Below are 12217 nucleotides of genomic sequence, written 5' to 3'. Positions count from 1 at the left end.
TGCTCACTCCGCGCTCTTCAGCCGCACCGGCAGGACCATATAGAGGAAGTTTTCCTCCCCCTCCGTGGGGACGATGATGGCGGGGGAGACGCCGGTATTCAGCTCGATCTTCACCGTGTCCGCCGGCGCGTACCGGAGAGCCTCCATCAGATAGCGGTTGTTGAACCCGATCTCCAGCCCGCCGCCGTCACCGGACAAGCGGCAGATATCCTTGGCCTCGCCGTTTCCGGTCTTGGCGGAGAGCAGCACCTTGTCGTGGTCAAACAGGCACCGGACCGGACTCTTCTGCTTTTCGGAGATCACCACACTGACGCGGTCAATGCTCTCGATCAGGGCCTTGGTGTCCGCGATGACGGAGATGGGATTCTTCCGTGGGATGGCATTCTTATAATCCAGGAACTCTCCCTCCAACCGGCGGCAGATCAACTCCGTGTCTCCTACCTCAAATAGAATATGACTTTTGCCCAGGGTCACGGCAGCCAGATCCTCCACGTCGGAACAGATATTTTTCACCTCGCCCAGGGCGCTGCCCGGCGCCACAAAGGAAAAGGCGCCGCCGTCGATCTTTTCCAGCGGCTCCCGCCGGATGGCCAGACGGAATCCGTCCACCGCCACCATAGTCAGGCCCTGGTCCGTGATCTCGAACAGGGCACCGGTATGGATGGGGCGGCTCTCATTGGTGGAGACAGCGAAGGCCGTCTCCTCGATCATGGCACGCAGCAGCTTCTGTTGGATGGAGACGGAAAAATCATCCTCCACCATGGGCAGCTCCGGGTAATCCGCCGCGGAGAGGCCCAGGATATCAAAGTCCGCATCGCCGCAGGAGAGATGAACCAGCTGTTTGTCATCCGCGGTGAAAACCACCACATCGTCGGGCATCCGGCGGATGATGTCGCCGAAGAGGCGGGCGTTTAAAACAATCTCGCCAGGTTCCGTTACATCGGCGGAGACCTTCGTACGGATGCCGGTCTGCAGGTTGTAGCCGGAAATGGTCAGCTGGCTGTCCGCGTGGAGCAGCAGCCCTTCCAGCGCGGGAATGGAGCTCTTCTGGGCCACGGCGCGGCTGGTGACGGCGATGGCGCTTTGCAGAAGGGCTTTTTCACAGGAGAATTTCATGCATGCACTTCCTCTCTAGTCGGGGTTTGAAGATATGGGTCGGAATCGCTCTTTTGAAAAAGAAAGAAATGTATTTTTTAGAAAAAGCAGCCGTAGGGAAAAAAGCTGTGGAAAAGGCGGGGAAAGGCTTGCGCTGTCGGATTTTGAGGCTCCACAGGGGATGTGGAAGGATCCGGGGATTTTTCCACGGACTTTTTTGAAAGACCATTTTCAACAGGGAAGTTTTTCTTTTCCACGGAAGATGTGGAGAAATCTGGTCACCGCTTGGAGTTGATATTCGTCTTGATCTCCTTCACCATTTCGGCAAACGCAGCGTCCTTCTTCATCTTCTTTTCGATTTGCTGGATGGAGTAGAGGACGGTGGAGTGGTCCCGGTTGTCAAAGACCTTGCCGATCTCATCCAGACTGAGGTTCGTCATGGAGCGGATCAGGTACATGGCAATCTGCCGGGCGGAGACCGCGTCCCGCACCCGCTGCTGGCCCCGGATCACGGACTCGTCCAGACTGTAATATTTGGAGATATACTCAAGGATGGCCTCCGGCGTGGGGACATACTCGTTGCTGCGGCGCAGCATGTCCTGGATGGCCCGGGTGACGGTTTCTTCGTCGGTGTCGTTGCCCAGCAGATCCTTGTAGGCCAGGATCTTGTTGATGGTGCCCTCCAGCTGGCGGACGTTGGCGGTGACGTTTTCGGCGATGTAGGCGGAGATTTTGTCCGGCAGCTCCATGCCCAGCAGGGCGGCCTTGTTTTTCACGATGGCAAGACGCGTCTCAAAATCCGGCGGCGCTACGTCCACCAGCAGTCCCCACTCAAATCGGGTGCGGAGGCGGTCCTCCAGCTGGGTCATCTCAGAGGGGGGGCGGTCGGAGGTCAGGACGATCTGCCGGCCGGACTCGTACAGGGTGTTGAAGGTGTGGAAGAACTCCTCCTGCGTCTGCTTTTTGCCGGCGATGAACTGCACGTCGTCCACCAGCAGCAGGTCCGCCTGACGGTACTTCTCCCGCATCTCCGCAGTCTTACCCTCCCGGATAGCATCCACCAGCTCGTTGGTCAGGTCGTCGCCCTTGACGTAAGCGATCTTGGACCGGGGGTCGTTCCGGCGGATGACGTTGGCGATGGCATAGATCAGATGGGTCTTGCCCAGGCCGGAGTCCCCGTAGATCAGCAGGGGGTTGTAGTTCTGAGCAGGATGCTCCGCCACGGAGACGGAGGCGGCATAAGCCAGCTTGTTGGAAGGGCCCACCACGAAGGTCTCGAATGTGAACTCCGCGGAAGTGAACCGCTCACTCTGGCGGTGCGGGCGGTTATCCTTGAGCTCTGCGTAATCCAGGTCGTCCAGAATCTTCACTTCAAAATCCGTGGAGAAAATGTCGTGAAGGGAGGCCTTGATGTTTTTCATGAACAGGGACTCGATATAGCCTTTTTTAAAGTCGTTGGAACAGTGGAGGATAAACGTATTGCCCTGGATGTCCACAGCCTCCAATTCGTCGAACCAGGTGGCGATGGTGGTCTCCGAGAGCTCGCCCTTCAGCTGGGATAGTACATTGTCCCACACGTCGGCGACGGAATTCAAAAGGAAACACCTCTCTCTAGTAAAAAATAGACATGGCAGTACGCTTTATTATACCAAAGACAGCCGGAAATTACAACACTTATTCTAATAATAAGAACCAAGGAGATCCGCCTGCACAGGCAACAAGATATAGCGGCTTGGGACAGCATGGGACACCAGATTTTGAAATTTTCGAGAATCGCAACTGAAAAAAGAAAAAAATACGGAAATTTCGCAAAACTTTTAAGTTTTAGTTGACATATTTTCAAACAGTCTGTATAATATCGGTTGCGCCGCGATCATGCGGTCTTGATCTGTTTACTGCGCCGCCCTTTAGGCGGTGTCGAGTAAGTGCCGCCCTCAAAAGGGCCGCAATTCTGACAGGAGGTGTCTCAACATGGCAACGAAACGTACCTATCAGCCCAAGAAGCTGCACGGCCAGAAGGTCCACGGTTTCCGCAAGAGAATGGCAACCGCCAACGGCCGCAAGGTCCTGGCCCGTCGCCGCGCCAAGGGCCGCGCCCGTCTGTCCTACTGAGAAACGGACCGTGCGGGAGACACTTGAACAACGTCTTCAGGGACGGCGGGAATTCTGTGATTCCTCCGTCCCTCGTTGAGTTTGTGTCAGATGTGTCAAATGGGAGAAGGCAGGTGGCAGCATGAAGCGGGCAGTGACCCTGAAAGAGAATTATGAGTTCCGCCGGCTGTACCAGAAGGGCGCCTCCGCCGTGGGCGGAGGGATGGTGCTTTACTGCCGGAAAAACCGGCTGGGGCACAACCGCCTGGGCGTGACGGTATCCGTCAAGCTGGGTCATGCGGTGGTCCGCAACCGGGCCCGCCGCCGCCTGCGGGAGGTCTACCGGCTCAATTCCGGACGGCTCCGCCAGGGGTACGACATGATTCTGGTAGCCAGGGGACGGACCCTGACTGCCTCCTGGAAGGAGCTGAACGATACCTTCCTGCGTCTTTGCAGGAAGCTGGAGCTGCTGGAGGACCGGTCATGATGAAAAAGGTCCTGCTGGCCCTGGTGAAATTTTACCGGGTGGCCATCTCCCCGTACCGGCCGCCTTGCTGCCGGTATATTCCCACCTGTTCCCAATATGCGCTGGAGGCGATTGAGAAGTACGGCGCCCTCAAGGGCGGCTGGCTGGCGTTCCGGCGTATCCTGCGCTGTAATCCGTTTCACAAGGGAGGATATGATCCGGTCCCATGAGAGGAGGGGACAAGCCCCTCTGCCGGACCCTGTGCTGCTGTCCGGCCGTCTGTCAGCCGGTACTGCGGAATGCGGACAGGCCGAAAGCGGAAATGCTCCGCTCTGCGGGCGCTGAAAGCCCGGGTCCCATTACAATTTGGAGGAAGCATCTATGTTTTCAACCATCGGATACGCAATTTGTATCCCGTTTGCGGCCCTGCTGCGGCTGTTTTACAACCTGACAGGGTCCTACGGCGTGTCCCTGATCCTGTTCACGCTGGTCATCAAGCTGATCCTGCTGCCCTTCCAGATGAAGTCCAAGAAGAGCATGGTGCGGATGAGCCGCATGTCCGGCAAGATGCAGGAGATCCAGAAGAAATACGCCAACAACCAGCTGAAGATGCAGGAGGAGATGCAGAAGTTCTACCAGGAAGAGGGCTTCAATCCCATGAGCGGCTGCCTGTGGAGCTTTCTGCCCCTGCCCATTCTGATGGCCCTGTACTATATCATCCGGGAGCCCATTGTCTACTTCATGAACTTCGGCGGCAAGGACGCCGGTCTGGCGGTAGTGAATGCGGCCAGAAGTCTGATTGAAGGCGCCGGCATTGAGATCGTGGCCAGCCCCGGCTATGAGCAGATCGCCATTTCCAACATCATTAACAGCCAGTTCCCCGACTTCATTGCAGAGCATCCCGGCTGGGTGAACATCGACTACCACTTCCTGGGGATTGACCTGATCCAGACGCCCTGGAGCGCTGTCAGCAGCCTCTCCACGGGCATCACGCTGGCCGCGGTGGGACTGATTCTGATTCCCATCATTTCCGGTGTGTTCAGCTTCCTGCTGAGCAAGGTCAGCATGAGCCAGTCCGCCCAGACTGCGGCTGCCAACGGCTCCACCAAGATGATGATGTGGATGATGCCTCTGATGTCTATCTACATCGCCTTCATCGTGCCCGCCGCCCTGGGCGTGTATTGGGCTGCCCAGAGCGCGTTCTCCATTATCCAGGAGATGGTCCTGGGCAAGTTCTACACCAAGAAGCTGCAGGAAGAGGAGGACGCCCGGCAGGAGATGATCCAGGCGGACCGCCAGAAGCGGATGGAGGAGGCCAAGCTGCTTCAGGAGCAGCAGCGTCAGCATGCCGCACAGAAGAAGAGCCTGAAGGAAAAGCGGCAGGCGGCGCAGGAGGCCAAGGCCCTGAAGGCCAAAAAGGCGGCCACCAGCACCACGGAAGCGGGCCGTGTGGGAGACCGGCCCTATGCCCGCGGCCGGTCCTACAAGGAGGACCGCTATGATGATCAGTAAGGAGCTTGTTACGCCATGAGACAGTTTATTGATGTAACGGGCAAGACCGAGGATGAGGCCATCCAGAATGCCCTGCGGCAGCTTGGCCTGGACCGGGACGATGTGTCCGTTGAGATTTTGGAGCGAGCAAAGTCCGGTTTCCTGGGTCTGGGCAGCTGCCCGGCCAAGGTCCGGGTGAGCTACGGCCCGGAGGAGGAAGAGGAGATTCTCGCCCCCGCGCCTGCCCCCAAGGAGAAGCCGCAGGAAGAGCGGCCTAAGCCCCCCAAAGCGGAAAAGCCGCCCAGACAGGAGCGCAAGCCGGCGGAGGCGCCGGCGCCCGCCCCGGAGGAGAAGACCCGGCAGTCCGCTCCCGTGCAGACACTGGGCGAAGAAGTGGATGACGAGAAGGCCCAGGCCATCCGTAAGTTCCTCTCCGGCCTGCTGGAGCAGATGGAGAGTGCTGCGGAGATCCACATCTATCTGCTGGAGAAGGGCCGCTACAAGGTGATCCTGGAGGGCAAGAATCTGGGCGCACTGATCGGCCGCCGGGGCGAGACTCTGGACGCCATCCAGCAGCTGACCAGCTATGCGGTGAACCGCAGCGGCAGCGGCCGGGTGCGGGTGCAGCTGGACGCGGAGAATTACCGGGAAAAGCGGGAGCAGAGTCTTCAGCATCTGGCCCGGAAGGTGGCCGCCAAGGTCACCAAGTACCGCCGCAGCGTGACACTGGAACCTATGAATGCCTATGAGCGGCATGTGATCCATACGGCGCTGCAGGATGTGCCCAATGTGACGACCTACTCCACCGGAACGGAGCCCAACCGCCGGGTGATCGTGGCCTACGATCGGGAGAAAAAGTAAATTGGGAAAGGCCGCCCTATAGGGCGGCCTTTTTCTGCGCTTCGGATAAGGGATCAGACCAGGGTCCGGGTGAGAGAGTGCCCTGCCTGGTGCGGCTTCTGTGGGACTCGGCCTTGACATTCTGATGAAAACGTGATACAGTTCTCACGATATCCAAAAGGCAGTGACAGGGAGAAGTATCCCCCATACCCCGGCAAAGAGAGAGGGCGGCTGGTGTGAGCCCTTGCGGGGAGGCGGAAGAACAGGCACCCTGGAGCCGCGGGGCGGAAATGCCCTGCCGGTCCCCGCCGTTACCGGGTGAAGAGTGCGCGTCAGCCAGGCGCGAATTCAGGTGGAACCACGGACTGATTGTTCGCCCTGAGCCGAAAACCGGCTCGGGGCGTTTTTTCTGTCCGGGCCGCCGTAAAGGAGAATGGAACATGAAAAACACCGAGAAGACCATGGAGAAGATCGTGGCCCTGTGTAAGAACCGGGGATTCGTATTCCCCGGCAGTGAGATCTATGGCGGCCTTGCCAACAGCTGGGACTACGGTCCCCTGGGCGTGGAGATGAAGAACAATGTCAAGCGGGCTTGGTGGAAGAAATTCGTCCAGGAGAATCCCTACAACGTGGGACTGGACTCCGCCATTTTGATGAATCCCCAGGTGTGGGTGGCCAGCGGCCACGTATCCACCTTCAACGATCCTCTGATTGACTGCAAGGCCTGCAAGATGCGCCACCGGGCGGACAAGCTGGTGGAGAGCTATGTGCAGGAGCACGGCATGGACGTGAACGTGGAGGCCATGACCCAGGAGGAGCTGGTGGCATTCATCCGGGACAACCAGGTGCCCTGCCCCGGTTGCGGCAAGAGTGACTTCACCGACATCCGCAAATTCAACCTGATGTTCAAGACCCACCAGGGCGCCACGGAGGACACCGCCAACGAGGTGTACCTGCGGCCGGAGACCGCCCAGGGCATTTTTGTCAACTTTCCCGCCATCCAGCGGACCACCCGCCGGAAGTTGCCCTTCGGCGTGTGCCAGATCGGCAAGTCCTTCCGCAACGAGATCACCCCGGGTAACTTCATTTTCCGCATCCGGGAGTTCGAGCAGATGGAGCTGGAGTTCTTCTGCAAGCCGGACACGGATCTGGAGTGGTTCCAGTATTGGCGGACGTACTGCCACGACTGGCTGAAGGGCCTGAACATCAAGGAGGAGAATCTGCGGCTGCGGGATCACGAGCCCGAGGAGCTGAGTTTCTACTCCAAGGCCACTACGGACTTTGAGTATCTGTTCCCCTTCGGCTGGGGGGAACTGTGGGGTGTGGCGGACCGGACCAACTACGACCTGACCCAGCATCAGGAGCACTCCGGCCAGGATCTGACCTATTTCGATCAGGGGAAGAACGAGCACTATATCCCCTATGTGGTGGAGCCCTCCCTGGGCGCGGACCGGATGACCCTGGCCCTGCTGGTGGAAGCCTACGATGAAGAGGTGGTGGATGCAGAAAAGAACGACGTCCGCACCGTCATGCGGTTCCATCCGGCCATCGCGCCTTTTAAGTGCGCGGTGCTGCCCCTTTCTAAGAAGCTCTCCGAAAAGGCCCGTGAGATCCAGGCGGAGCTCAGCAAGGACTGGATGGTGGACTTTGACGACACCGGTTCCATCGGCAAGCGGTACCGCCGGGAGGACGAGATCGGCACGCCCTACTGCATCACGGTGGATTTCGACACCGTGGGCGACGCGGATAAGGCTGGCGACAACTGCGTTACCGTCCGGGACCGGGACACCATGGAGCAGGTGCGGCTGCCTATCGACCAGCTGAAGAGCTATCTGGCGGAGAAACTGGCATATTGATGCCTGTGTCGATCCTGCTCCAGAACGCCGCGGCGCGGCGTCCGAGCATTTTGCCGGAGGCAAAATCTCGCCGGAGGGCGGATTCATTCCGCCCGAGGAATGAGATGGGACAGGGGTCCCGCAAAAGCACTGCTTTTGCGGGAGGGCAGGTGCGGCTGCCTATCGACCAGCTGAAGAGCTATCTGGCGGAGAAACTGGCATACTGATCGGAGATCATCGGGGCCGCGGGAAATCCCCGCGGCCCTTTTTATAACCTGGGAAATGAGGTAGAAGTGTTGAAGAGACAGAAGCGGCCCCGGGCGTTGGGGCCGGTGTGGCTGCGCTGGGTCATGTTTCTGGGCGGCAGCCTTTGCATGGGGCTGGCTGTGGCGGTGGCCGTCCAGTGGGTGGTTACCGGTTCCCTCTCCATCGTGTGGGAGTGGTTCGTGAAATGGCCCACCTATCTGCTGCTGACCGGCGTCCTTTACGGCGCTGTGGTGTTCACCCTGGGGGCGCTGCTGGGTAGATTGTGGCTTTCCGCTATACTGGTGGGGGTTGCCGGACTGGTGCTGTCCCTGGTGGACTATTTCAAGACAGCTATCAACGGCACGCCACTGGTGCTGGCGGACTTCGGCCTGGCGGCACAGGTGGGAGAGGTGGCCGGTGTGGCGGGAGAGCTGCGCCCGCCGGTGGATTTCTGGATGGCGATGATCGCCCTGGGGATGTGTGTGGGGATTCTGATTCTGGTGCGGCGGCTGACGCTGCTCACCGGGCGGTGCCGCTTTGTCACTTTTTCCGTTGCCCTGGCCCTGACCATTGGGCTGTTTTCCACACAGGGAGCCCAGGCGGCGGGGGCGGTTTTTCAGGTGGATGTGAACACCCGCCTGGCTGCGGCCAACAGCCACGACACCTACGGTTTGACGCTGAGTCTCTGGCGGGACTGCTTTCTTCAGGCCAAGAAGAGCCCGGAGGGATACAGCGAAGCCTACATGGAGCAGGTCCTGGCCCGGATCGACGAGATCCTGACAGAGGACAGCGCCGACGCCCCCGCAGCGGCGGTGCAGCCCAACATCATCGTGGCCCAGTCGGAGTCCTTCTACGATCTGACCCGGCTGCCGGGCCTTCAGTATGAACGGGATCCCCTGGAGAACTTCCATGCCCTGGAGAGCGAGGGCATCAGCGGCACATTCCACAGCCACTATCTGGGCTACGGCACCGGCTATCTGGAGATGTCCATGCTGTACGGCATTACGGAGCTGGACTTCGGTGCTGGGACGAACATCTGCTTCCTGGAGGATGACGCCTATGAGAAATTTGACGCCCTGCCGGAGCAGTATACCAAGAGCGGCTACCGGGCGGAGATGCTCCATGGGTATAACGACAGCCTGTATAATCGAACGGTGACCTATCCCAGGCTGGGCTTTTCCGACCTTCTGTTCTCCGCAGATATCCAGGCTCTGGACTTTCCCTGGGAGGGGGGCATCTACGGCGGGTATTACATGCGGGACAGTTACTTCTTCCAGGCCATGCTGGACCGGATGGAGGACATCAACAGCAGCGGGGAGCGGGCGTTTCTCTACGGCATCACCATGGAGAACCACCAGCCCTTTGACCCGGAGAAATTCAACTATGAGTGTCAGATCGGCGTCACCAGCGAAAGCCTCGGCGAGGAGGATATGGCCATCGTCCGGGTCATGCTGGAGGGCATCACCCGGGCGGATCAGGCCCTGGGAGATCTGACAGACGCCCTGCGGGAGAGCGAGGAGCCTACCATCGTGGTGTTCTTCGGGGATCACAGGCCCAATCTGTTCATGACGGACGGGGACACAGTGTACACAAAGTTGGGCCTCTGCCCGGATAACGACACGGTGGGCTGGACCCCGGAGGAGATCAGCGACCTGTATTCCACGGACTATCTGATCTGGGCCAATGATGCGGCCTTGCTCCAGGGGCAGGCAGGCACCCGGCGGGATAGCAGCATCACCGCCATCGGCCCCCAGCTGCTGGAGCTGACCGGTCAGCCGGTCACCCGGTACTGGGCGCTGCTGGAGAAGGTGAGCCAGGTGTGTCTCACCAACACGGAGCTGTACTTTGTGGATGGCACGGGGACGCCCAGCGCCGGCGTGGAGGAGGCGGCTCTCTCCGACGAGGCCCGGGAGCTGCTGCAGCTGCGGGAGGATGTGCTGTACGACGCCATGTACGGCCAACAGTATATCACTGCAGAGATGAACGAGCCCGTCCAGTGACGGAAGCTGAATCAAAGAGAGCGCCGCAGGCATCCGCCTGCGGCGCTTTTATTTACACAAATATGGTCAGCCTGTGGAAAACAGAGTTTCCCCCGCCCGTCAGAAAGACACTTCTCCGGCTTCTTTCCAGGTCTGCAGCAGCTCTTTTGCGGGACGGGTATAGGTCTTTGTGGAAAAGGGGAAGTCCGGCAGGGCGGCCAGTTTCCAGGGGGCCACGTGGCAGTAGCCCCGTGGGTGCTTTTCCAGATACCGCTGATGGAATTCTTCCGCTGGATAGAAACACGCCAGGGCCTTCAGCTCCACGGCGAAGAAGGGAACGGCCGCGGCCTCCAGGACAGCGATGGAGCGGATGATGCCCTCGTCCGCCGGGTCCATCCAGTATACGCCGGTCTGGTACTGGCTGCCCACGTCCGGTCCCTGACGGTTGGGAGTCTCCGGGTCGATGGCGGCAAAAAAGACAAAGAGCAGGTGGGGCAGGGAGACAGTCCCGTCTTCATACGCCACTTGCACCGCCTCCCGGAAGCCGGTGCGGCCGGTGCAGACATCGTCATAGTTGGCGTGATCTGCCGTGTCTCCGTTGGCATAGCCGGCGGTGACATCCAGTACGCCGGGCAGGCGGCGATACAGGGCCTCCATGCCCCAGAAGCAGCCCCCGGCAAAACAAATGCTTCTTCTCATCAGGCAAACATCCCCATAAAGCCGTCCGGCCGCTCCTGGGCCTGTCCCCAGATCTCCCAAAACGCGGCCGGAGTGATGGCGCGGGCGGTGACCTCCCCGGGGCGGTTCAGCGTCCGCAGGTCCTCCGGGTAGGGGGCAGGGGAGAGAGCCTCCTCCCGGCCGTAGTCGCCGCCGTAGGCAAAGCAGAGGCCATTGGGGTAGAATTCCACCCGCCGGACCTCCCGGCGCCCGCTGTCCAGTTCCGCGTAGATGAACCGGGGCTCGTCCTCTTCCTCAAGATTCTGTTCGATCAGCACGTAGGACATTCAATCCCCTCCTTGCGGAAAAAGTCACAGATGGCGGTCCGGTCCGCCTGCACGCTGCCTTGGGCAAAGCCGTTCCGCCCGCCACCCCGGCCGGAAAGAGCGGCGTTCAGCCGCTTCACCAGGGGAGAGATGTCCGCCCCATCGGCCTGGACAAGGGCATAGACGTAGGAGGACTCCGCTCCCGCGAACACCGCCGCCAGACCGCCGGAGGCCTTTGCGGCTGCGTCTGCCAGCTTTCTGGCTCCGTCCGGCCGCGTGGGGGGCTCCAAAAGCAGCAGATCTCCCCGGTCTGTCAGGGCCTGGGCCCGGAGGGAGAAGAGCTGATCCTCCAGCTCCGTCATCCGCTGCTTGGCGGCGGCCAGCTCCTCCGCCTGCCGCTCTGCGGCGGCCAGGGTGTCCTGGGGTTTTACAGACAGCAGCTGGGCCACGGCGCGGTCCTGGTCGTATACCTGGGAGAGATACCGGTAGGCCCGCGATCCGCAGAGAATCTCCAGCCGCACCCCCTCCCGAAACTTTTGGCAGGAGAGGATCTTGATAATCCCCACCTCACCGGCCCGGCGCACGTGGGTGCCGCAGCAGGCGCAGCAGTCCGCCCCGGGGAAGGCCACGATCCGCACCTGGCCGGTAAGCGCTTTCTTGCTGCGGTAGTTCAGACGGGCCAGCGCATCCGGCGCGGGGAAGGTGATGTCCACCGGAGTGTCCTGCCAGATCACCTCATTGGCGGCCTTTTCCGCGGCCATGACCTGTTCCCAGGTCAGCTCGGCATTGTAGTCGATGGTCACCGTGTCGGCCCCCAGGTGGAAACCCACGTTGTCACAGTGGTACAGCGAGCACAGCAGGCCGGAGAGAATGTGCTCCCCGGAGTGCTGCTGCATGTGGTCGAACCGGCGGGGCCAGTCAACGGCCCCCGCCACTTGGGTGCCGATCTCCACAGGGCCGTCACAGGTGTGGAAAATCACGCCCTTTGTTTCATGGACATCCGTGACCTGGACTGCGCCCAGAGTGCCGTGGTCCGCCGGCTGTCCGCCCCCCTCCGGGTAGAAGGCGGTGCGGTCCAGCACTACGGCCCAGCCAGATTTGGATTTTTCACAGGAGAGCACCCGGGCGGTGAAGGCGGTGAGGTAGGGATCTTGGTAATAGAGTTTTTCCGTTTCCATGTGGAAAACTTCC

Annotated in this window: 12 protein-coding genes and 1 other annotated feature; of the genes, 7 read left to right on the top strand and 5 right to left on the bottom strand. The window is 60.3% G+C overall.

What is annotated here, in order from left to right:
* Positions 1-3: 3 nt before the first annotated feature.
* Positions 4-1116: a DNA polymerase III subunit beta gene (dnaN, locus tag OCV80_RS13225; protein ID WP_136891322.1), complete on the bottom strand. Its 1113-nt coding sequence runs from the start codon at positions 1114-1116 to the stop codon at positions 4-6.
* 257 nt (positions 1117-1373) lie between these two features.
* Positions 1374-2690: a chromosomal replication initiator protein DnaA gene (gene dnaA / locus OCV80_RS13220; RefSeq protein ID WP_021751145.1), complete on the bottom strand. Its 1317-nt coding sequence runs from the start codon at positions 2688-2690 to the stop codon at positions 1374-1376.
* A gap of 376 nt (positions 2691-3066) precedes the next feature.
* On the opposite strand from dnaA, the gene rpmH reads away from it, so the two are divergent.
* The 7 genes from rpmH (at position 3067) to OCV80_RS13185 (ending at position 10064) form a co-directional block, all read left to right on the top strand.
* Positions 3067-3207 carry a 50S ribosomal protein L34 gene (gene rpmH, locus OCV80_RS13215; protein ID WP_021751147.1) on the top strand — a complete coding sequence of 47 codons (141 nt, stop codon included), beginning with the start codon at positions 3067-3069 and terminating at the stop codon, positions 3205-3207.
* Positions 3208-3328: 121 nt separating this feature from the next.
* Positions 3329-3673: a ribonuclease P protein component gene (gene rnpA, locus OCV80_RS13210; protein ID WP_021751148.1), complete on the top strand. Its 345-nt coding sequence runs from the start codon at positions 3329-3331 to the stop codon at positions 3671-3673.
* Complete coding sequence (yidD, locus tag OCV80_RS13205; protein WP_025543888.1) at positions 3673-3882, top strand: membrane protein insertion efficiency factor YidD; 210 nt, start codon at positions 3673-3675, stop codon at positions 3880-3882. Before rnpA ends, yidD begins: the two co-directional genes overlap by 1 nt.
* Positions 3883-4033: 151 nt before the next feature.
* Positions 4034-5164: a membrane protein insertase YidC gene (yidC, locus tag OCV80_RS13200; RefSeq protein ID WP_267288466.1), complete on the top strand. Its 1131-nt coding sequence runs from the start codon at positions 4034-4036 to the stop codon at positions 5162-5164.
* A 15-nt stretch (positions 5165-5179) separates the two neighbouring features.
* A complete protein-coding gene (gene jag / locus OCV80_RS13195; RefSeq protein ID WP_021751151.1) occupies positions 5180-6004 on the top strand; it encodes an RNA-binding cell elongation regulator Jag/EloR in 825 nt (274 codons plus the stop codon).
* Between the two features lie 154 nt (positions 6005-6158).
* Positions 6159-6367, top strand: a binding site (T-box leader).
* A 56-nt stretch (positions 6368-6423) separates the two neighbouring features.
* Complete coding sequence (locus OCV80_RS13190) at positions 6424-7839, top strand: glycine--tRNA ligase (RefSeq protein ID WP_267288465.1); 1416 nt, start codon at positions 6424-6426, stop codon at positions 7837-7839.
* 275 nt (positions 7840-8114) lie between these two features.
* Positions 8115-10064, top strand: a complete 1950-nt coding sequence (locus OCV80_RS13185) for an LTA synthase family protein (protein WP_267288464.1) — start codon at positions 8115-8117, stop codon at positions 10062-10064.
* Between the two features lie 99 nt (positions 10065-10163).
* Here the strand turns inward: OCV80_RS13185 and msrA are convergent, their stop codons facing one another.
* The 3 genes from msrA to OCV80_RS13170 are packed head-to-tail and all read right to left on the bottom strand — an operon-like array spanning position 10164 to position 12204.
* Positions 10164-10742, bottom strand: coding sequence for a peptide-methionine (S)-S-oxide reductase MsrA (gene msrA / locus OCV80_RS13180; RefSeq protein WP_136891319.1), 579 nt, complete (start codon positions 10740-10742; stop codon positions 10164-10166).
* Positions 10742-11047, bottom strand: a complete 306-nt coding sequence (locus tag OCV80_RS13175) for a DUF6881 domain-containing protein (RefSeq protein WP_021751158.1) — start codon at positions 11045-11047, stop codon at positions 10742-10744. Before OCV80_RS13175 ends, msrA begins: the two co-directional genes overlap by 1 nt.
* Positions 11032-12204 (bottom strand): alanyl-tRNA editing protein, encoded by a 1173-nt coding sequence (locus OCV80_RS13170; protein ID WP_267288463.1) that lies wholly within the window; start codon positions 12202-12204, stop codon positions 11032-11034. Before OCV80_RS13170 ends, OCV80_RS13175 begins: the two co-directional genes overlap by 16 nt.
* Positions 12205-12217 lie beyond the last annotated feature (13 nt).

The sequence above is a fragment of the Oscillibacter acetigenes genome, assembly GCF_025567605.1.
Lineage (GTDB): Bacteria > Bacillota > Clostridia > Oscillospirales > Oscillospiraceae > Oscillibacter > Oscillibacter welbionis.
The sequence above is the reverse complement of the archived record's forward strand: the minus strand, read 5'-3'. Positions and strand labels throughout refer to the sequence as shown.